The sequence below is a fragment of the Collinsella sp. TM09-10AT genome, assembly GCF_003436275.1.
GTDB lineage: Bacteria > Actinomycetota > Coriobacteriia > Coriobacteriales > Coriobacteriaceae > Collinsella.
Window position 1 is genome coordinate 20,980 of sequence record NZ_QSOP01000015.1, and the last position, 20,237, is coordinate 41,216.

Genomic DNA, 20,237 nt, shown 5'->3' on the forward strand with positions numbered 1-20,237 from the left:
AGTATGCCTGAACGCTTGGTTTCGACGACATGCTTGGGAAATCTCAACGATCCGTCCTATGAACTCCTACTTCGCCGGGAGCTGGGCGGTGTCTTTGAAGTTGACGAGCTCCTGCTCGATTGGGACCAGGCTGATGCGCGCACGTTTGTGGGCGTGACGGAGCTGGGGCGCACGATCGATGTTCGGCTGGATACTGCCGACGGCAGTCGTCTTGCCGACGGCGACGTGCTCGCCATCGACCGTTCGGGCATGGTGCCCGTGGCGGTTGTCGTGCGCCTGCGCAGTGCCGAGGTTTATTTGGTCGAAGTTGACCGCATGGACCCGATTGCGCTCGCGCATGCGTGCTGGGAGATCGGCAATATGCACGCGCCGCTTTTCCGAGGCGATTCGGACGAGCATACCGTGCGCATGTATACGCCGGTGCAGCCTGTTTTGGGCCGCATGCTTCGCGGCGTCGAGGGAGCTCGGATCTCGATCGTTTCGCGCGAGCTCGATGCGGGCCGACGCTTTGCGTCGAGCGCGGCCGATGTTGTCGTGAGCATGGCTCCGGACTTTACCATCGTTAAAAAGACTCGCGACTAAGCGCGCGTATGCGCAAGACGGGCTTTGAGGGGTGACCGATCAAGGTCCGTCTTGCTGTTGATAGGAGGCTTTGGGGGAAGCATATGGGTCTTGAGGGAATCAAGCTGATTGCATGCGATTTGGACGGCACGTTGCTGCACCCGGGGGAGCGCGAGCCGCGTTCCGAGGCCTTTGAGCTTATCGATGAGCTGCATCGTCGCGGTATCGTGTTTATGCCGGCGAGTGGCCGTCAATATGCGAGCCTGCGCTACCTGTTTGCCCCGGTGGCCGATGAACTCGCCTATGTATGCGAAAACGGAGCCCTGGTCATGAGCGAGGGGCGTGCCGTTGTCAAGCGTTCTATGGAGCGTGGCCTGGCCATGGATATCGCGAATGCCGTGGTTGCGTACCCCCATGCCGACGTGACCCTTTCGTGTGAGGGGCACCTCTACACCATGAGCGGCAACGACGCGTTTGTTGACCACCTGCGTTATGAGGTCCACTGCGATGTGGCGGTGGTCGACCGTCCAGAGGACATCGACGAGGGCGTCATTAAGATTGCCTTCCAGACGCCCGAGGTGGAGCAGCCGGCGGCGCTGGAGTATTTTGTGCGTCGCTTTAGCGACCGGGTCGATGTGATGACGTCGGGAACCGAATGGACCGACTTTATCGGCTTTGATTCGGGCAAGGGGTCCGCGCTTGCCGATTATGGTTGTGCGCTGGGGATCTCACCTAACGAAATGATGGCGTTTGGCGATAACGAAAACGATCGCGACATGCTCAACGTGGTGGGCCATCCCTATCTGATGGAGAGCTGCAATCCCAGCATGCGCGGTGTCAATGACCGTGTCCGCTACGTGCGCACGGTCGAAGAGGAGCTGCGTCGTCTACTTGCTGAGTAGGCATGTCCCAAACATCTACCGGCAGTCGGGGCAGAGACCCTCGAAGATGGTGTAGTGCGACGTGACGTGCCAGTCGATTTGCTCGGACGCCTTGGCGTCGAGCTGGGCATCGAAGGGGAGCGGTACGTCGATGACGCGGCTGCATGAGGTGCAGATGATATGCGCATGCGGCTCGATCGTGCGATCGAAGCGGCTGCCGCCCGGCGTCTTGATGGAGAGGATCTCGCCGGCGTCGGCCAAGAGATTGAGATTGCGGTAGACCGTACCGCGGCTGATTTTGTCATCCTGCGCGCGCACGACGTTGTAGATTTCGTCGGCGGTGGGATGGTTATAACTTTGGCGCACGGCGTCAAGAACCAGCTTTCGCTGCCTGGTATTCCTTCTTTGCACCGCCATGCGCCTCGCCTCTTTTCTATCAACGGTCGTAGGTAAATGATACCGTATTTAGCACACAATACTAATAACGAGGAATGAAACTGTCTTCATTGGCAAGTGGGGCTTGGGCCTGGGCTTCTACGAGGCGAAAACGCGTTCCCATGCGCTCGTAGGAGGCATGAAGCGCCTCGAGATGAGATAGGATGTTTGCCGGAGCTCCCTGTATCTCCATCTCGACCGAGCCGTCTTCCATGTTACTCACCCAGCCGGTGAGTGCGCGTGCCTGCGCGAGGTTGGTGTTGGTAAAGCGAAAACCAACGCCCTGGACTTGCCCCGCCCAGCGCAGGAAATAGCGCAGGGGAGTGTCTTGAGTGACCTCGTCGCTTGCGAGCACAGTAAGCCTGCGGCGCAACTCGAGCTCGATGTTTGATGGTTTTTGAGGCTCTCGGCTGCCGCCGGTGACGCTGGAGAAGAACGCATCGAAGAAGCCCATCGCTAGGCCTGCTTGCCTGCGTCGGACGGGAAGGTAATGCCGGCCTGCTGGCGCACGGCATCCATGATGCGCAATGAGACGAGCGTGACATCGCGGTAGTGGCCAAGTTCGTGACGTCCCGCCGGGGTCTCCCAAATCTCTTCCTTAACGTTATCGATGCCGCCGATGGCGGTGATAAAGTCTGTGAGTTCGTATTCCATAGTGTTGCTCGATTTGGGCAGGTCGAGCACGCGGCCGTTGTCGCCCTGTTCGCGCGGTGCCTCGGTCGCCGAGCCGCGTACGACATCGCCGCGATAGTCGATGCGGACATTGCGGGGCGTGGACAGATGGTCGATCTGGATAGTGCCACGCTCGCCTTCGATCTGCGAGGGTAGCAGGTCATTCGTTATTTTGGAGTGCGCGAGCTCGACGGAGATACGGCCACCGCCGTAGCTGGCGAGGATGGAACCGCAGCCGTCGATGGGGCCGTGCGTGAGCTGTCGCGTGGCGGGGTCGAGCAGAGTAGCCATGCTCGTAAGGCCGGAGGGCATGCCGAAAATCTCGACCATGGGCTCGACGGTGTAGACGCCAATGTCCATGAGGGAACCCGATGCCATATTGCAGTCGAAGATATTGGTGGCGCGTCCCGCGAGAATCTCGTTGTAGCGCGAGGAATATTTGCCAAAGCGCAATGAGGCGCGGCGGATGGGGGCGATCTCGCCCAGGGCGTCCTCGATGGCGTGGAAGGCGGGGTCGTGGAGGGGACGCATGGCCTCGAGGGCCACGACACCTGCTGCCTCGGCAGCGCGGAAGACTTCCAGCGCCTGCGCTTCGGTGGCGCAGAAGGGCTTCTCGACGATGACGTGCTTGCCACCGGCGATGCAGACAAGGGCCTGCTCGTAGTGAAGTGCGTTAGGGCTGCCGATATAGACGGCGTCGACGTCGGCAGCTGCCGCGAGCTCATCGAGTGAAGTAAAGTTTCGCTCGCCACCGCGCTCGGCGGTAAAGGCGGCACCGCGATTGGCATCGCGTGAAAGCGTGCCCACAAACGCGGCTTGGTCGTTGGCGTTGACGACTTGGATAAAGTCGTCGGTGATCATGGATGTGCCGATGGTCGCGATGCGCAGCATACGTCCCCCTTGCGTTGTTTGGCCTACAGGATGAGTGTAGCGCGTGGGGATATAAAGCTGCGCGAAAACGCTATTACAGGTCGCTCTCGTTAAAGCCGGCGTCGATATCGAGGTTGCTGCCGTCGGCCGCCGTGGTGGCGAGCTCATCGCAGCGCTCGTTGAGCTCGTGACCGGCGTGACCCTTAACCCAGATGAAATCAACCTTGTGCTTGCTTTTGGCGGTGAGTAGGCGCTCCCACAGGTCGCGGTTCTTGACGGGTTGCTTGTTGGCGGTTTTCCATCCGCGCTTTTTCCAGCCGTCGATCCAGTGCTTGTTAAAGGCGTTGACGACATACTGCGAATCGGAATGGACTTCGACCTCGCAAGGGCGGTTGAGCGCCTCGAGCGCCACGATGACCGCCATGAGTTCCATGCGGTTGTTGGTGGTCTTGGCATAGCCGCGCGAAAGCTCGGAGGTGAAGGTCTTGCCGGCGGGGTTGGTGTATTTGAGCACGGCGCCGTAGCCGCCGCGTCCCGGATTTGATCGGGCCGAGCCGTCGGTATAGATGATGACCTTCACGGGCTTCCTTTCGTTGGGTACGTTTCGTGTGAGTGACCATTGTAGCGCCATGCCCGCCGGGGGCCAGCAATCTACGATTTCTACCCCGTCTTCGGACTGTTAGTTGGCATGGATGATGCGGTTGAGCTCGTCGAGGTATTGCTGCAAGAGGAGAGAGGGCTTGCGCTCGTCGTGCATGATGTAGCCAACGTGCATCGTTGGGGCGTCTGCTAGCGGGATCGATGCCATGCCCCATTGCATTTCATTGGAGAGGACACCGGTCGACAGGGTGTAACCGTTCGACGTGATAAGTAAGTTAGTAAGTGTTCCGCGGTCCGAGATTCGTATGTTGCGGTCGCAAGGGATATAGCTAAAAGGTTCCTCGGCGTAATAGAAGGAGTTTGAGGTTCCCTGCTCAAAGCTGTAGCGCGTATAGGGCGTGAGGTCGGCAAGGGACAGCTGCGGGCGGCGTGCGAGCGGGTGGCGCTCGCTAACGAAGACGTGGACCGTCGCGTCGAATAGGGGATGGAAGCTTGCGCGGGCATCGGCGAAGGCCTTCTGCAGAACGCGGGCGTTAAAGTCATCCAGATACAGAATGCCGATATCGCTGCGAAACGCACGGACGTCATCGATGATCTGCGATGTGGTGGTCTCGCGCATGATGAACTCGAACTTGCTGTCGCGGCAGCGCTCGACTACGTTGACAAAGGCCTCGACCGAAAAGGCGTAGTGCTGGGCGGAAATGGCGAGGCGGGCTTGCGGGGTGCCACCGTCCTCGTAGCGTGCCTCGAGCATGTCGGCCTGCTCTACGACCTGGCGCGCATAGCCCAAAAGCTCGGTGCCGTCGTTGGTGAGCGTGACGCCGCGGCTGGAGCGCGTAAAGATCTCCAGATGGAGCTCTTGTTCTAGGCTTTTGACGGCGTTTGAGATGTTGGACTGAGCGGTATAGAGGCGCTGAGCTGCGGCGTTGATTGAGCCGGACTCTGCCACGGCGATAAGAAAACGAAGCTGCTGGAGTGTCATCGGTGCCCGTCCTTTCGATAGCTATCTAAAAAACCGATAACAGGTTAGCGCTTTTAAGTGATTGACCGAGCGAAACAATGCTCGTACTATTCAAAACACACAAAGGCGGTAGGTAATTAAGCCGACCACGGAACCGGGATGTCAAAAGGAGGACCGCATATGAACTGCTTACCAAGACGAATGCCGGGCTCCTGTTTGCGCCCGTCGGCGTGATCAGGAGACAGCGACTTACTTCTCTCTTATTTATTTACTTTCGTTCGATCAAGGAGATCATCATGAGCCAGTTCATCAACAACCCCGAGCACACCTTTGGTTTCGATACCCTGCAGCTTCATGTTGGCCAGGAGAGCGCCGACCCCGCATCCGACTCCCGCGCCGTGCCTATCTACCAGACCGCGAGCTATGTGTTCCGCAACTCCCAGCACGCCGCCGATCGCTTTGGTCTTGCCGACGCCGGTAACATCTACGGCCGTCTGACCAACTCCACCCAGGGCGTCTTTGAGGACCGTATCGCCGCGCTCGAGGGTGGCGTGGCCGGTCTTGCCGTCGCCTCCGGTGCCGCTGCCATCACCTATACCCTGCAGGCTCTTGCCCAGGCTGGTGACCACGTGGTGGCTCAGAAGACCATCTACGGCGGTTCCTACAACCTGCTCGAGCATACGCTCTCCCAGTTTGGCGTCGAGACCACGTTTGTCGATGCCCACAACCTGGAAGAGGTTGAGGGTGCCATCAAGGACAACACCACGGTCATCTATCTCGAGACGCTCGGCAACCCCAACTCTGACATCCCCAACATCGACGCCATCTCCGAGATCGCCAAGAAGCACGGTCTGCCGGTTGTCGTCGACAACACTTTCGGCACCCCGTATCTGTTCCGTCCGCTGGAGCATGGCGCCAACATCGTTGTCCACTCCGCAACCAAGTTCATCGGCGGCCACGGCACCTCGCTGGGCGGTGTGATCGTCGACGGCGGTAACTTCGATTGGAAGGCGAGCGGAAAGTACGCCCAGATCGCTGAGCCCAACCCCTCCTACCATGGCGTCTCGTTTGCCGAGGCTGCCGGTCCCGCCGCCTTCGCAACCTATGTCCGCGCCATCCTGCTGCGTGACGAGGGTGCCTGCATCAGCCCGTTCAACGCCTGGGTCCTGCTCCAGGGCACCGAGACCCTGTCGCTGCGCGTTGACCGTCATGTCGAGAACACCAAGAAGGTCGTTGAGTTCCTTGCCGGCGACAGCCACGTTGCCAAGGTGAACCACCCGAGCCTGCCTGAGCACCCCGATCACGAGCTCTATCAGAAGTACTTCCCCAACGGCGGTGCCTCGATCTTCACCTTCGAGATCAAAGGTGGCCAGGAGGCTGCCTGGAAGTTCATCGATCATCTGCAGGTGTTCTCGCTGCTCGCCAACGTGGCCGACGTCAAGTCGCTCGTCGTGCACCCGGCTACCACCACGCACTCCCAGCTCTCTGCCGAGGAGCTCGCCGAGCAGAACATCACGCCCTCCACGATCCGTCTTTCCATCGGTACCGAGAACGCCGAGGACATCATTTGGGATCTGAAGCAGGCCTTCGCCGTGCTGGACGAGTAAGGCGACTTGTGCAAGGACCCCTTGCGACTCGATAGGTATAACTGCATAAATGCCTGCTCAAGGCGCCTGCGCAAGCAATGGTTGCGCAGGCGTCTTTTTTGCATAGGAAGGGCGCTATTACAGGGTTTTTGGCATGCTTTATGCATTTGAGTTGTGGAAAACTCCTGTTGAGAGGATGTGAGTTTTACGCAATTGACGTGCGCCTTTTGAGTAAAACCGCAGGTCGCGATTTGCTCGAGGTACTATGCAGCGCGATCGAATCACACGCAGCTCAAACGCAGCAAAAACGCACTACGGAGGTTTCCAGCTACATGAGGATCGATTCACGAAAACCGAAAGCCGCTGCCCTTTCCGCCGCTCTGACCGTGGCACTTTTGGCAGGCGCCGGCGCAACTGATGCCCACGCGGCAACACTGTCCGATACGGTTGGATCTACGCCGTCCGAGGCGACGCTGGTACAGCCCGTTGATTATCGCGGCGATGGTTATGGTTCCATGCAGGAGTGGAACGCCTCGATGGAGGCCATGCGCGATTCCCTTGAGATGCGCGCTCAGATCATTATGAATATGTATGGCGACTATGCTACCGATAACGAGCGCGCTGTGCTGCAGGGTTGTATCGACGGTGCGGGTAGTCTGTTGACGATGGGGGAGGTCGACACGAAGTCGACCGAGCTCGATGAGCTGCGCACTGCGCTTGAGAATGCCAAGCGCGAAGCGCTCGAGGCCGCCGCAGCCGAGGCCGAGGCCGCCGAGGCCGTTCAGGCTTCGTATTACAACGCCGGCTCCGGCTTGTCTTACACGTCTGCTGCGTATTACGCGAACGGCTCGGGTCTGACGCGCTCGAGCGGCGTCAATAACTATAACGGCCGCCGCGAGACTTATTACAGCAGCAACGTGTTGTATCACCACCGCACGGGCGAATGGACGCAGGATTCCGAGGGCTTTTGGCGCGATTCCGATGGCTACTACGTCGTTGCCGCGGGCGATAAGGCCCAAGGCTCCACGTTTACCGGTTCCAAGGGCGAGTGCAAGGTCTATGACTCCGGCTGTGCTGCCGGAACCACCGACTACTATACCGGTTGGTAATCTGCCATCAGAGCAAAATAGGCACATGATGGGCGGGCGTCTTTGCTGAGCTTTTAGGCAACGTAAAGCCGCCCTTTCTTTATGTGCGTTTGAGTTAACAGAGCCCTTACCGTGGCGGTACGCTGGGCGTATGCATGCTGGGCACACTGGTTCATGAGAAATAAGGTCTTTCTCGTGGAGGAAGTGGTCTCATGAACGCTCGAGATATCGCTATCGCCGCCGTCGCATTGGTACTTGGCTGTCTTGGCCCTACAGCTGCGTTTGTCGCAGGCATGCAGGGCTCGTGCGGGGCTGCTCCTATTGTGGTCGGCGCGCTCATCGCAGCAGCGCTGCTGGGAAGTGCGGGCGTGACCCTTTGCCGCGATGACGAGGACGAGACGCCGCAGGTGCGGCGCTAGCCGTTGTGAAGCTGGTTTTGCCCATAGATGAAGAAGGAAGCCGCCGCAAGGGGAGTACCCTTTGCGGCGGTTTTTGCTATTGAGACTGTTGGATGCGGTGCGGCGGCGTTACCAGCTGGCCTCGATTTCGCGGATGCGCGAATAGAGCCATTCGTTTTGCGGCACCTGGATACCGTGCTTGGCCGCGAGGCGGCAGATGGTACCCGCAAATTCCTCGACCTCGGTTCTGCGTTGAGCGATGCGGTCTTGCGCCATCGAGGGCATGCCGGCGGGATCGAGCCCTTTTATGAGACGCACCATCTGCGTTAGGTCTGCCTCGGTGAGCTCGATGCCCTCGGCATTGGCGACTGCAAGCGTCTCGCGCATGGCGGAGACAAAACTGCGGAGCTGCTCGGAGCCCTGCTCCGTAGCGCTTCCGTAGGTGCCGCCGTAGGCCATACAGGTCTGGTTGATGCCGTCGTTGAGCATGAGTTTGGCCCACATGCGATGTGCGATGTCGTGCTCGACGGTATGGGCGATGCCGCAACGCGTGTAGAGCTCGTCGATGGCGATAACGGTTGCGGGGTCGGTGCCCGCTGCCGCACCAAAGCGGATCTCGCCGGCATTGGTATAGGTGAGCTCCCCGTTGAGGAATACGGCGTCCATGCCCTGGCAGATACCAAGGACGGTGTGCTCCCAGCCAAAGCGCTCGGCAATCTTCTGCTCGCTCGTGATGCCGTTGCACAGCGACGCGATCAGCGTGTCGGGTCCCACGACGCTTTCCAGGGTTTTGAGCGCCACATCGAGCCCGGTTGTCTTGACCGTGAGGATGACCAGGTCGACGGGCGTCGCCTCGCTCGCGCGGACGGACTTGAGCGCGCAGGGCTTGCCGTTGACGGTGAGCGCATCACCCGCGTGGCGCTCAAAGCGCGCGTCGTCCATAACGTATTCGACGGCGTCGTTGCCGAGCGCTTGGGTGATCATGCTGCCGTAGAGCAGGCCCACGCCGCCCTTGCCGATGAAGGCGACCTTGTTGATCTGCATGTGAATCATCTCCCCATAAAAAGGCGCCCGCGTATGGGGCGCCTGATGGATTGTATGCCGCCGGGCCATGTCGCGTGCACCGGATGGCCGTATTTAGAAGAACAAACGCATGGGAACTTATGACGCGGGGCAGACCGCAAAGACACGTGCGGGATATCCGACGCCATCACGCACCTTGGGGAAGGTGCAGAAGATGACGGCGCCCGTGGCGGGAAGCTCGTCTAGATGGTCCATGACCTCGATCTGATAGCGGTCGACCGAGAGGATGTACTGTTCGCCGGGGTAGGGGTAGGCGTCCTCACGCGTGGTCACGCTCGCCGGGTCGGTGTCAGCCGGCTCGTGGCCGATGGCGCCGATGTCGCGCTCTTCAACGAGCCACTTGATGGCGCCGAGGTCCCAGCCGGAGTAGTGGGGCTGGCCGTCCTCGTCCTTGTTCTCGAGGTCGGCGAGCTTGGACCAGTCGGAGCGGAAGGCGACGAAAGCGTCCTCGGGAATGCGACCGTGCTCATCCTCCCAGGCTTTGAGGTCCTCGATGGTCAGGATAAAGTCGGGATTCGCGGCGCACTCCTCATGCTTGTCGATCACGCAGAGCGGATGCATAAACTCGATGGGTTCAATCTCTCCAAGGGAACGACCCTCGACATGGAAGTGGCGCGGCGCGTCGACGTGGGTGCCGTACTGCGAGGCGACCGAATACTGGAAGCAACGCATGGGCGCGAGCATGTCCTCGGGCGTGCCGGGCAGGTAGTCGAAGAGCTTGGTGGACTCAAATGGCTTAAAGCCAAACCAGTGCGGGGTGTCGCATGAGAGCGTGTGGGTGAGGTCGACCCAGCGATAATCGTTGCTTTTGAGCTGGGAGGCGAGGTTCCAAAGGTCGAGCGCGGGCATGGGCGGCTCCTTTCATCGGGCTTTTTGCTGATGTTAAAGCGGTGCCGTGACAGCTCGATTTCTGCTGCGTTACGATACGTTCTCGATTGCGATTCCACGATGTTTCGGCCGCGTGACCATTGTGTTTCGCCTTGCCGGGGCGCTGATGGCGAAAGGAGGGGCCGTGCAATATCGCGTTGACCCCAAAAGTGGTAACCGAATATCCGCTCTGGGTCTGGGCTGCATGAGATTTCCCGGTGCGCCGGGACACCCCGATGCGAAGACAGCCGATGCCATCATTTCCCGTGCGGTGGAGCAGGGGATTAATTATCTGGATACCGCGTATCTCTATCCCGGTAACGAGGTGTGCGTGGGCGCCTCACTTGAGCGCTTGGGGCTGCGCGACCGGGTGTTGCTGGCGACTAAGTTGCCGCACGCTTCGTGCAAGTGCGCGGAGGATTTCGACCGGTTTTTCGACGAACAACTGCGCCGCCTGCGGACCGATCATATCGACTATTACCTTATGCACAACATTACCTCGCCCGCCCAGTGGGAACGCGTGGTGGCGTTGGGTATCGAGGACTGGATTGCGCACCAAAATGCTGCGGGGCGTATTCGCCAGATAGGTTTTTCGTATCACGGCAGTGCGGCGGACTTCCTGACGATGCTCGACGCGTATGACTGGGATTTTTGCCAGATTCAGTACAACTACGCTGGAGAGCGCTACCAAGCGGGAGCGGCGGGACTTATAGCAGCCGCCGAGCGCGGGCTCGCGGTGTTTGTGATGGAACCGCTTTTGGGCGGACGCCTGGCGGGCAAGCTGCCTCCGCGGGCCCGCGCCGTGCTCGATGACGCCCGTGACCCGCATTTGCGCACTCCTGCCGCCTGGGGACTTTCGTGGGTGTGGAACCATCCTCAGGTCACGATGCTGCTTTCGGGCATGACCGATACCGCACAGGTGGACGAGAACGCGGCATTGGCGGATCGCGCACTTCCGAATTCGATGACGACAGAGCAGCTCGACACCATCGCACGTGTGCTGGGAGAGTTTGAGAAATCGAATCGCGTGCCCTGTACGGGGTGCGGCTACTGCATGCCGTGCCCCAAGGGCATCAATATTCCCGGCTGCTTTGGCGCCTACAACGCGAGCTACGCGCATAGTTGGTTTACGGGGCTGTCTCAGTACTTTACGGCGAGTGCGGTGCGAACGAACGAGCCCAAGCTGGCGAGCAATTGCGTCAAGTGCGGCAAATGCGCACGTCACTGCCCGCAGCACATCGATATTCCCGAGCGTCTCGACGATGTGCGCCGACGTTTCCAGCCTGGCCCCGTAACGGCTGCGCTTAAAGCCTTTTGCAAAACGCGCTCCTCATGACCCTTTTATAACTTGCGGTGGAATACGGTCTGTTTGCGCCAAAATAAGGCACCAATAGACCGTATTTCACCGCAACTGATGAGGGGGAGCTGGAGATGCTAACGATTGGGTGTCATCTTTCGACGACGAAGGGCTATCGGGCAATGGGGGAGACGGCGCTGTCCATTGGCGCCAATACCTTTGCGTTCTTCACGCGCAACCCGCGCGGCGGCAAGGCGAAAGACCTTGATATGGATGATGTGGCGGCCCTGCGCGAGCTTATGGAGCAAAACGATTTTGGCCCGCTTGTGGCTCATGCTCCGTATACCTATAACCCCTGTTCGGCTAAAGAGCGGGCGCGCGAGTTCGCCTTGGAGGCAATGGCCGAGGACTTGCAGCGTCTGGAAGCACTGCCCGGCAACTACTACAACTTCCACCCCGGCGCGCATGTGGGGCAGGGCTCCGACGCCGGCATTCAGATGATCGTCGAAGCCCTGTGCCAGGTGATGTTTGAGGGCCAGCAGACGACGGTGCTGCTCGAGACCATGGCGGGAAAGGGTACCGAGGTGGGCCGTAGCTTTGAAGAGCTGGCGCGCATTATCGAGGGTGCTGCCGCCAGGCGTCCAGAGCTATCGGACAAGCTGGGCGTGTGTCTGGACACCTGCCATGTGAGCGATGCCGGCTACGACATCATCCATGATCTGGACGGCGTTCTCGACGAGTTCGACCGCGTGGTGGGTATCGACCGCTTGCGTGCCGTACACATCAACGATTCGAAGAACCCCTGTGGTGCCCATAAAGATCGTCACGAGTGCATCGGAAAGGGATACCTTGGCAGCGAGGAGTTTGGCGGCGGTATGCAGGTTATGCAGAATATTGTATCGAACGGCCGCTTGCGCGCATTGCCATTCATTTTGGAGACACCGAACGAACTTGCAGGTTATGCGGCTGAAATCAAACTGTTAAGGTCGTTGCAGCAGTAATGACTGTCATAAAGTGGAGTGTTCCATTCACGTTATGGGTTTGTTTCAATCAGTTTTCTAATTGCGGATTCTTCCAAACGGGCGCATAATATCCAACAGTTTTTGCAGACCTCTGAATCAAACGGGGTCACCGGAAGGAGACTGATTATGAAGCTGAAGAAGCTTGGCGCATTTGCCGCCACGGGTGCCATGGCACTCGCTCTTGCACTGACGGGTTGCGGCTCGTCCAACGCCACCTCTGGTTCCGATGCCGGTTCCAGCAGCTCTGACGACGCGAAGGTCGAGAAGGTCGATGGCTCCAAGGAGTACGCGCTCGTCAAGGACGGTACGCTGACCGTCGGCACCTCTGCCGAGTACGCTCCGTTTGAGTACAAGGATGACAACGGCGACTACCAGGGCTTTGACCTTGAGCTCATCAAGGCTATCGGTGACAAGCTGGGTCTGGATGTCGAGTACGTCAACAACGACTTCGACACGCTCGTCCCCGGCGTTGCTTCGGGCGCCAAGTACGACGTCGCCATCGCGGCTATCACCGACACTCCCGAGCGTGAGAAGGAAGTTACTTTCTCCGATTCCTACTACATGGACGATCAGGCTATCGTGACCAAGGTCGATAACACCGACATCACGGCCGACAACTACAGCGAGAAGCTCAACAACGCTGACGCTACCATCATCGTCCAGTCTGGATCGACCGCCGAAGCCTTTGCCCAGGAGAACTTCCCCAAGGCCAAGATCGTCCCCTACAAGGATGCTACCGAGTGCTTCAGCGCCTTGCAGTCCGATAAGGGTGACGCCGTAGTCACCAACCGCTCCGTTGCCAGCCAGCTGACCGCCGAGCAGTTCAACACCTGCCAGACCATCAAGCAGATTAGCACCGGCGAGGAGTACGCCATCGCCATCAACCAGGGCAATACCAAGCTCAAGGACGACATCAACCAGGCTATCAAGGACCTGACCGACGACGGTACCGTTGACGCCCTCATGGCTAAGTACAACATCAAGTAGAATAGTCACTTGATTGCAAGCGGGCCCTTTCCGTTTTGGCGGAGAGGGCCTTTGCGTTTCTTGAATGGGCGTCATCCCGCCCCGTTATGTCGGCAACTTAAACGTTAGGAGCCACCTTGTCTCGATTGAACCAAGGAGCCATGGGCAAGAGCCATCCACTGCCCTTGATGCTCCAAAAGCTGGCCTGTGCCCTGGCTGTGGCGCTCGCCCTGGTATGCGCGGGGGCCTGCGTGCCCTCGACCGCTCAGGCGCTTGAGACCGCAAAGATTACCGCCCGACCCAACACCGGTTCGGGCAGCGCTGTGGTCGGCGGCACCGAGACGCGCATTACCTGGGAGGTTCAGGCCGATACCGACGAGGAGCTGAGCGGTCTTTCGCTGACGTTTGTCGACGGCACGACGTTTGGTACCGATGACACGCGATTGACGATGCTCTCGGGCGAGGATCTCATGGATCGTACGCCCATGAAGCCCACGTGCAAGGCTAACGGCCAGACACTCAAGATCGACTTTGGCGAGACGGCGCCCGCCGGCGGCTATTTCCGCGTTGAGGTCTACGGCGTGACGTTTCCCGTCGAGGGCGGCGAAGAGGCCTTTAGCGGCACCTATACGCTCGCCGACGGTTCGACCAAGAAGATTTCCAAGATTCCTTCCGTCGAGATCAAGGGCGTGACGGCCTTCGATAACTTCCTGGCCGATCTTAAGGAGCAGCCGTGGGTCGAGGCCTGGAACTCCAATATGTTCCTGCGCCTGTTCTTGAACCCGGTCATTTTGGTCCAGAGTCTGCCGATCGTCTTTAAGGGCTTCCTCATGTCGCTCTCGATCGTGCTCGTGGCGTTTCCGCTGGCAATCCCCTTTGGCTTTGCCTTGTCGCTCATGCGCATCTCCAAGTCGCGCATCCTGCGTTGCCTTGCCGGCATCTATGTGAATATCATCCGCGGTACGCCGGCGTTCCTGCAGATTTACATTGCATTCTTTGGCCTGCCGCTGGCCGGCGTCAAGGTGGACGACTATGTCCTGGGCGTTATCGTCATGGCCATGAACTCGTCCGCCTACCTGTGCGAGATCTTCCGCGCCGGTATTCAGTCGATCCCCAAGGGCCAAAACGAGGCCGCGCGCTCGCTGGGCATGAACGCCTTCCAGACGCTACTCTACGTTATGATTCCGCAGACGTTCCGCAATGTTCTGCCTACGTTGACCAGTGAGTTCATCCTGCTTTACAAGGATACGTCGCTGCTCGCGGCCGTGGGCGTGGTCGAGATCGTCATGAACGCCCGTACCATCGTGGCTACGACGGGCTCCATTACGCCGTATGTGGTTGCCGCCCTGTTCTATCTGGTCATCACCCTGCCGCTCGCTCGCTTGGTGAGCGGCCTTGAGGCGAGGCTTTTGGGCACGGCCGAAACTAAGAAGAAGCGTCCCGCCAAGAGCGCCGGACAGGTCGTCGCGACGCCCGCCGATCACATCGCCGGTCTGTAAGGAGGTCCTATCATGAGCGAAACCAATAACTCGAACGAGGTCGTCGTCAGCATCAAGAACCTCCAGAAGGCCTTTGGCGATAACGTGGTCCTGCGCGATATCGATCTGGATGTGCACAAGGGCGAGGTCGTCGTAGTTCTGGGTCCCTCGGGCTCGGGTAAGTCGACGATGCTTCGCTGCATCAACCGTCTTGAGCATCCCACGAGTGGCTCGATTGTCGTTGAGGGTGTGGACGTGTGCGCCAAGGGCGTCGATCTTAACAAGGTGCGCACGCATCTGGGTATGGTGTTCCAGCAGTTCAATTTGTTCCCGCACCTCTCAGTCAAAAAGAACGTCATGCTCGCGCAGCAGAAGGTGCTCAAGCGCAGCAAGGAAGAGGCCGAGAAGATTGCCGTCGAGGAGCTGACCAAGGTCGGTCTTGCCGAGCGTATCGACTTTATGCCGAGCCAGCTCTCGGGCGGTCAGCAGCAGCGCGTTGCCATCGCCCGCGCCCTGTCGATGAACCCGCACGTCATGCTCTTTGACGAGGCCACCTCGGCGCTCGACCCCGAGCTCGTGCGCGACGTCCTGGGTGTCATGCGCGACCTGGCACGCGACGGCATGACCATGATCGTCGTGACGCACGAGATGGGCTTTGCCCGCGATGTCGCCGACCGCGTCGTCTTTATGGACGGCGGCGTCATTGTGGAAGAGGGTACGCCGAGCGAGGTCTTCGACCACCCCAAGAGCGAGCGCACCAAGGCGTTCTTGGGAAATATCTCGTAGCCGGTTGATGTAACTGCCGTTACAAAAGAGCGGGGGCTGGACTTGAATCCAGCCCCCGCTCTTTTGTAGGGATGGGGATGCGCTGTGATACAGGCTCTTTTGGAGGCCTGGTTTCGTTACGCGAGCTCGGCTCCGAGGGCCTTGCAGGCCGCCTCGCCCTCATCGTCGGGCGCATCGTAGCAAATGACGGAGTCCACGACGTTGACGCCGGCCTCGTCGGCGTCGGCCTTCCAGTTGTCCATCCACTCGCCCTCGGCCCACGAATAGGAGCCAAAGAGGACGACCTTCTTGTCGCCGAGGGTCTCCTTGACCTCGTCCCACATAGGCTGAAACTCGTCATACTCAAGCTCCTCGGAGCCCATGGCGGGGCAGCCGAAGGCGAAGGCATCATATTCGGCGGCCTTGTCGGCAGAGAAGTCGGCGCAGGGGATGACCTCAGTCTCGGCCCCCGCGGACGTGGCGCTTTCGGCGACGAGGTTTGCCATGGCCTCGGTATTGCCCGTGCCGCTCCAGTAGACGACGGCGATCTTGCTCATGTTTTGTCCTTTCGGTCGTGCGGCGCTTGCCGCGGCTTGTACGTTCTATCGGGTTGCCTGGGCAAGTTGCGCCAGGCTGCAGCCCTGCTGATAGATAAAAGTGAAGTATTGGGTGCAGGCACGGTAGGCATCAAACGTCGCAAGCGCCTGCTCGACATTTGCGTAGACCTTCCAGGCCCCAAAGACCTTGTAGTTCTCGCCGCGCTGGACGATAAACTCGTGCACGTCGTCGTAGGGATATCCAAGGAAGTAGCCTATTTCGTGCGGAAACTCGCAGGTGCAGTCTTTGCTGCAGCTAGCTTGCTGGGGTAGTGCGCATCGAGTCTGGCTGCAGGCGCATTCCGCGACGTTATTGCTCGCGAGCGTGATGCGTGATGCCAAATGCACAAGGCATGCCGAAAGGTCTCTCGTGTCGTAGCCTTCCGAGGTGAGCGCCGTTTGGACGCGAGGGTCTGCGAAATAGGTGGTGAGGCTTTTGGCTCGGTACGCGTACACGAGCGCTCCGCAGGGCCGCCAGACCAAAACACTCAGGTGGATGCCGAGCGGGTCAAGCTCGCGATTGCACTGGGCGATAACGTTGAGCAGGCGTGCTCGGCGTTCTGCAATGGTTTCGGTTGTGGTCGAGCCGTCCCCGTGGGCGTAGGTGCCTGGATAGGTAAAGAGCGATGCCGGCTTGATGCCCGCGAGCGTGGGAGAGCAGTTGCGCACGACTGCCGCCTGAAACGTTGGGATGTCTATGGTTCGAGTCACGGCGCTCCTTACGGATCTAAACTGTTAGCCTAGGAAAACTTATACACGAAAGTAAGCCATGGTCAACAAAAAAGTTTGAAGAGGGAAACTAATTGACCGAACAGACATGATTTTGGGTTAAGATGGGGGCACCCCATGGGGGTATCTAGATAGTGCTACTTGAAAGGGGAGCGCATGAGTGACTTGCTCAACCCTGCGAATCTCATCGTGCTGGCCGTCATTGCCGTCGGCATGTTTTTTGGACTGCGTCGCATTGCCGCTTCGACACACGGGAAGAGTTGCTGCAGCGATGGTACGAGCGGCAAGAAGGCCAAAAAGGTTGTTGTGGTGGATACCGATGCGTCACACTATCCCTATAGCGATGAGCTGCTCATCGGCGGCATGAACTGTGACGGCTGCGCTCAGAACGTAGCCAATGCCCTCAATGCGCTGGATGGCGTGTGGGCAACGGTGACGTATGCGGACCACACGGCACGCGTGCGCTCTAAGCGGCCGGTTGATCGTGGTGTCCTCGAGACGGCCGTGAAAGACGCGGGCTACTACGTCATGACTCTGTAAGCGCCGCCCTGGATGCGCTTCCTTGGCTAGGCTCGTCCGCGCAGTTCGATGTCTTGGATGTCGTCGAAGTCGATGGCGATGTCTCGGAGTTTGAGGAGCTTGAAGGCGGGGAGCGCCTCGTCGAGGATGCCGGTGCGGCTGCGATAGCCGTATGTATCGTAATAGGTGACACGAATCAAGTCGCCACGTTTGAGACCCTCGAGCTTTTTAGAAAGCGCGAGGGCTTTTTCTTCCGTGAGCTCACGTTTTGGCTCGACGGTGATTTCCTGCTTGCGCACGAGTTCGTAGTATCCCGTGAGGGCGGCAAAGGGCATAAACTGTGCGGCGCGGTTGGCGCGCACGGCACCGTTGGCAGTGAGGTTGGGGTCGGCGGCGCGGCGTCTGCCCTCGGGGTCCGCCAGGCGCTCGAAGGCGGTCGGCGGGCGCACGGGCTGCTGCTTGGGTTTAGGCACGATGTCCTCCAACTTGGCCGTTGCGTTCGCGCGCGGTGGCGCCGGCGGTAAAGCTTAATCCCTTGACGAGCGCGTTCTTGCCGTACTTGCCTTTCACGGCCAGGACGGCGCGCGCCAGGTCGCGCTCGCGCTCATCGGCCTCGATATCGCTGAACAGATCGATGGTGGCAAATTCCTCGGGCACAAGATTGCCAAATCCCAGGTTGATGCGCTTGACCGGTCGTTTGGGATCGACCGTTTGTGCCCAAAGGTCATCGAAATACCCCATGATTTTCTTAAACGAATTAGTGCGCTCGGGCAGCTTTCGCGAGGCGTTGGAGTGCGCAAAGAGTGCGGCATAGCCACCACGCGGTTTGCCGCCATGCTCTCCCACAAAGATGCCATCGATTGCCTGCGCTTCGCGCACCAGGCGACGCCTTTCGTCATCGCGCTGGACGGGCTTGGGAGCTCGGGGCGCGAGCTCGGGGCCGTCGGTCGCTGCGGGCTCGATGCTCGAGGTGCTCGAGCGCAAGTGTCCGCAGCCGTCTATATACTGCGCCGTGCCGCTGGCGTTGAGCCGGCGTATGTCGGCGCGCTCGCTCGCGTAGCCCACAAAGAGCGAGATGCTGTCGCAGACCACGTGCTTATCGACTAGATCCAACACGGCGTTGTCGACCATTTCGCGCAAGACGGTGTAGGCCTGCTCGTAGGCATAGCCCTTCGAGAGCACCTGTCCTGTGGTGGTCGAGGTCGCTTGCGGGCGATAGGCTTGGATATCGGCGATGGTTGTCGGCTCGCGCCCGAAGGCGTGGTCGATGAGATATTCGGCATTGACGCCGAGTTCGTCGTAGAGCAGGTTCTCGTCGAGTGCGGCGACGCCCATCAGGTCGTAGACGCCGTATTTCTCGAGACGGGCCGCCACGCCGGGGCCGATGCCCCAGATGTCGGTGATGGGGCGATGGGGCCAGATCTCCTTGCGAAAGATCTCGTCGTCGAGTACGCCAATGCGGCTGGCTACGTGCTTGGCGGTGATGTCGAGCGCCACCTTGGCCTGGAATAGGTTGGGGCCGATACCGACCGTCGCCGTGATGCCGGTGCGCCCCAAGACCTCGTCGCGCAACATGCAGGCGAACCCTTCGGCATCGGTGTGATAAAGGTCCAGATAGGGCGTCACGTCGATAAAGCACTCATCGATGGAGTAGACGTGCACGTCCTGGGGGCTGACGTATTCCAGATAGACGCCGTAGATTTGCGCCGACACCTCCATGTAGTGTTGCATGCGCGGCACTGCTTTGATGTAGTCGATGCCGTCGGGAATCTCGAATAGACGGCAGCGGTTGTGTATCCCGAGGTCCTTCATGGTCTGCGTGATAGCGAGACAGATGGTCGTGCGTCCGCGCGATTCGTCGGCAACGACCAGGTTGGTGGTGAGCGGATCGAGCCCACGATCGACGCACTCGACGCTGGCATAAAACGTCTTGAGGTCGATGCAGATGTAGGTGTGCTGCTCGTGCTCCATCCGAGCCTCCCATCAAACACATGTTCTTATCGAATACCTGTTCGATAATACCTGCTCGACCGGACACCGTCAAAACCTGCCCCTTTTTGGCAGGTATGGTCGTGCGGCTGCATCGGGTTTTTAACGCAGCCCTAAAGAGTGCGTAACAGCTCGGAAAAGCTCGCTTCGTAGCATGAGGCTAACGATTGATACCACCATAAAGCACGGAAGGGTTGTGGGGATAATGGTCAACTATGGGTTTGGTATGCCGACGCGCTTGGTTGCGGATGGGGATGTGGCTCGCTGGTGCGGGCGATTGGTTGCCCACTATGGCGGCACCAAGGCACTGGTCGTGCTGGGAGGCGACAAGCACACGCGTGATGAGCTCGTTTCGGCGGCGCTGGGCTCGGTTGATCGAGCTCTGCTCGAGCGCGTGCTTTTCCGCTGCGGCTCGGTTGAAGGCGACGGAGGAGACGAGCTGATCGACGAAGCCGTGGCCCTGGCGATCGACGAAGGCGTGGACTTTGTCTTGGCGATTGGCGATGCCGATACTGCCGGCTTTGCGCGCGAGCTCGCCCGTCGCATGGCGGCGCTCGATGTCGGCGAAGACGGTTTTGTCCCTTATGGATGTATCGTCTCGGAGGGCAAGGTGCCTGCCGTCGTGGGGGCCGGCGAGGTTCCCGTTTTTGCCATCATCGCGCCCGAACTGCTGGAGGGCATCGGGTCTCCTCTGCGTGAGTTACTCGGTAGCGTCTGCGCCGCGGCCTAATATTTGCCATAAAGGGATAGGTCATTTTTGATTGGTAAAGCGTTTGACCTGCCAAAATAAACCTGTCCCTTTTTGGTCGGTTGCCGTTTGGGGGCCGATTGGCAACGCTCGCTGATTATAGTCTTGACCTGCGCTAGAATAGTG

At 59.5% G+C, this 20,237-nt stretch carries 23 protein-coding genes; 12 read left to right on the forward strand and 11 right to left on the reverse strand.

Annotated features, from left to right (window positions below; genetic code table 11):
- The first annotated feature begins 3 nt into the window (after nucleotides 1-3).
- Both DXD77_RS07150 and DXD77_RS07155 read left to right on the forward strand, forming a co-directional pair.
- Nucleotides 4-582, forward strand: a complete 579-nt coding sequence (locus tag DXD77_RS07150; RefSeq protein WP_117648309.1) for an urease accessory protein UreE — start codon at nucleotides 4-6, stop codon at nucleotides 580-582.
- 83 nt (nucleotides 583-665) lie between these two features.
- Entirely contained in the window at nucleotides 666-1,463 is a 798-nt protein-coding gene (locus DXD77_RS07155) for an HAD-IIB family hydrolase (RefSeq protein ID WP_117648310.1), read from the forward strand.
- A 15-nt stretch (nucleotides 1,464-1,478) separates the two neighbouring features.
- Here the strand turns inward: DXD77_RS07155 and DXD77_RS07160 are convergent, their stop codons facing one another.
- The 5 genes from DXD77_RS07160 to DXD77_RS07180 all read right to left on the reverse strand — a co-directional run bounded on the left by DXD77_RS07160 (nucleotide 1,479) and on the right by DXD77_RS07180 (nucleotide 5,001).
- Nucleotides 1,479-1,859, reverse strand: a complete 381-nt coding sequence (locus DXD77_RS07160; RefSeq protein ID WP_199409017.1) for a Fur family transcriptional regulator — start codon at nucleotides 1,857-1,859, stop codon at nucleotides 1,479-1,481.
- A gap of 61 nt (nucleotides 1,860-1,920) precedes the next feature.
- Complete coding sequence (locus DXD77_RS07165; RefSeq protein ID WP_117648311.1) at nucleotides 1,921-2,331, reverse strand: acylphosphatase; 411 nt, start codon at nucleotides 2,329-2,331, stop codon at nucleotides 1,921-1,923.
- Nucleotides 2,332-2,333: 2 nt separating this feature from the next.
- Nucleotides 2,334-3,440, reverse strand: coding sequence for a Gfo/Idh/MocA family protein (locus DXD77_RS07170; RefSeq protein WP_117648312.1), 1,107 nt, complete (start codon nucleotides 3,438-3,440; stop codon nucleotides 2,334-2,336).
- A gap of 73 nt (nucleotides 3,441-3,513) precedes the next feature.
- Nucleotides 3,514-4,050, reverse strand: coding sequence for a ribonuclease HI (gene rnhA / locus DXD77_RS07175; RefSeq protein ID WP_117648313.1), 537 nt, complete (start codon nucleotides 4,048-4,050; stop codon nucleotides 3,514-3,516).
- Nucleotides 4,051-4,098: 48 nt separating this feature from the next.
- A complete protein-coding gene (locus tag DXD77_RS07180) occupies nucleotides 4,099-5,001 on the reverse strand; it encodes a LysR family transcriptional regulator (protein ID WP_055251412.1) in 903 nt (300 codons plus the stop codon).
- 275 nt (nucleotides 5,002-5,276) lie between these two features.
- Between DXD77_RS07180 and DXD77_RS07185 the strand changes: the two genes are divergently transcribed.
- The 3 genes from DXD77_RS07185 to DXD77_RS07195 all read left to right on the forward strand — a co-directional run bounded on the left by DXD77_RS07185 (nucleotide 5,277) and on the right by DXD77_RS07195 (nucleotide 8,073).
- The gene (locus DXD77_RS07185) at nucleotides 5,277-6,587 is read left to right on the forward strand and encodes an O-acetylhomoserine aminocarboxypropyltransferase/cysteine synthase family protein (RefSeq protein WP_117648314.1); all 1,311 of its coding nucleotides are present in this window, start codon (nucleotides 5,277-5,279) and stop codon (nucleotides 6,585-6,587) included.
- A 365-nt stretch (nucleotides 6,588-6,952) separates the two neighbouring features.
- Entirely contained in the window at nucleotides 6,953-7,675 is a 723-nt protein-coding gene (locus tag DXD77_RS07190) for a hypothetical protein (protein ID WP_158549111.1), read from the forward strand.
- A 191-nt stretch (nucleotides 7,676-7,866) separates the two neighbouring features.
- Nucleotides 7,867-8,073: a hypothetical protein gene (locus DXD77_RS07195; protein WP_117564436.1), complete on the forward strand. Its 207-nt coding sequence runs from the start codon at nucleotides 7,867-7,869 to the stop codon at nucleotides 8,071-8,073.
- Nucleotides 8,074-8,181: 108 nt separating this feature from the next.
- Here the strand turns inward: DXD77_RS07195 and DXD77_RS07200 are convergent, their stop codons facing one another.
- Together DXD77_RS07200 and DXD77_RS07205 are read right to left on the reverse strand one after the other, a co-directional pair.
- Nucleotides 8,182-9,096: a ketopantoate reductase family protein gene (locus tag DXD77_RS07200; protein ID WP_233502382.1), complete on the reverse strand. Its 915-nt coding sequence runs from the start codon at nucleotides 9,094-9,096 to the stop codon at nucleotides 8,182-8,184.
- Between the two features lie 117 nt (nucleotides 9,097-9,213).
- A complete protein-coding gene (locus DXD77_RS07205; RefSeq protein WP_117648316.1) occupies nucleotides 9,214-9,984 on the reverse strand; it encodes a cyclase family protein in 771 nt (256 codons plus the stop codon).
- 163 nt (nucleotides 9,985-10,147) lie between these two features.
- Here DXD77_RS07205 and DXD77_RS07210 point away from each other — a divergent pair, with 163 nt between their 5' ends.
- The 5 genes from DXD77_RS07210 (at nucleotide 10,148) to DXD77_RS07230 (ending at nucleotide 15,551) form a co-directional block, all read left to right on the forward strand.
- Nucleotides 10,148-11,338, forward strand: a complete 1,191-nt coding sequence (locus DXD77_RS07210; RefSeq protein ID WP_117646576.1) for an aldo/keto reductase — start codon at nucleotides 10,148-10,150, stop codon at nucleotides 11,336-11,338.
- Nucleotides 11,339-11,433: 95 nt separating this feature from the next.
- Nucleotides 11,434-12,300: a deoxyribonuclease IV gene (locus DXD77_RS07215; protein WP_117646575.1), complete on the forward strand. Its 867-nt coding sequence runs from the start codon at nucleotides 11,434-11,436 to the stop codon at nucleotides 12,298-12,300.
- A 147-nt stretch (nucleotides 12,301-12,447) separates the two neighbouring features.
- Nucleotides 12,448-13,308: an ABC transporter substrate-binding protein gene (locus DXD77_RS07220; protein ID WP_117648317.1), complete on the forward strand. Its 861-nt coding sequence runs from the start codon at nucleotides 12,448-12,450 to the stop codon at nucleotides 13,306-13,308.
- A 116-nt stretch (nucleotides 13,309-13,424) separates the two neighbouring features.
- Entirely contained in the window at nucleotides 13,425-14,786 is a 1,362-nt protein-coding gene (locus DXD77_RS07225; protein ID WP_229057804.1) for an ABC transporter permease subunit, read from the forward strand.
- A gap of 12 nt (nucleotides 14,787-14,798) precedes the next feature.
- Nucleotides 14,799-15,551 carry an amino acid ABC transporter ATP-binding protein gene (locus DXD77_RS07230; RefSeq protein WP_055251428.1) on the forward strand — a complete coding sequence of 251 codons (753 nt, stop codon included), beginning with the start codon at nucleotides 14,799-14,801 and terminating at the stop codon, nucleotides 15,549-15,551.
- A 116-nt stretch (nucleotides 15,552-15,667) separates the two neighbouring features.
- On the opposite strand, the gene DXD77_RS07235 is transcribed toward DXD77_RS07230, so the two are convergent.
- On the reverse strand, nucleotides 15,668-16,087 hold the full coding sequence (locus tag DXD77_RS07235; RefSeq protein WP_117564429.1) for a flavodoxin: 420 nt from the start codon (nucleotides 16,085-16,087) through the stop codon (nucleotides 15,668-15,670).
- Between the two features lie 45 nt (nucleotides 16,088-16,132).
- Nucleotides 16,133-16,837 carry a DUF3793 family protein gene (locus tag DXD77_RS07240; RefSeq protein ID WP_117564428.1) on the reverse strand — a complete coding sequence of 235 codons (705 nt, stop codon included), beginning with the start codon at nucleotides 16,835-16,837 and terminating at the stop codon, nucleotides 16,133-16,135.
- Between the two features lie 174 nt (nucleotides 16,838-17,011).
- On the opposite strand from DXD77_RS07240, the gene DXD77_RS07245 reads away from it, so the two are divergent.
- Nucleotides 17,012-17,395, forward strand: coding sequence for a heavy-metal-associated domain-containing protein (locus DXD77_RS07245; RefSeq protein ID WP_117564427.1), 384 nt, complete (start codon nucleotides 17,012-17,014; stop codon nucleotides 17,393-17,395).
- A gap of 26 nt (nucleotides 17,396-17,421) precedes the next feature.
- On the opposite strand, the gene DXD77_RS07250 is transcribed toward DXD77_RS07245, so the two are convergent.
- Nucleotides 17,422-17,847 (reverse strand): hypothetical protein, encoded by a 426-nt coding sequence (locus DXD77_RS07250; protein WP_233506767.1) that lies wholly within the window; start codon nucleotides 17,845-17,847, stop codon nucleotides 17,422-17,424.
- Entirely contained in the window at nucleotides 17,840-19,345 is a 1,506-nt protein-coding gene (locus DXD77_RS07255) for a DNA repair protein (RefSeq protein ID WP_117564426.1), read from the reverse strand. Before DXD77_RS07255 ends, DXD77_RS07250 begins: the two co-directional genes overlap by 8 nt.
- A 223-nt stretch (nucleotides 19,346-19,568) precedes the next feature.
- Here DXD77_RS07255 and DXD77_RS07260 point away from each other — a divergent pair, with 223 nt between their 5' ends.
- Entirely contained in the window at nucleotides 19,569-20,093 is a 525-nt protein-coding gene (locus tag DXD77_RS07260) for an iron-containing alcohol dehydrogenase (protein ID WP_158548943.1), read from the forward strand.
- The last annotated feature ends 144 nt before the right edge of the window (nucleotides 20,094-20,237 follow it).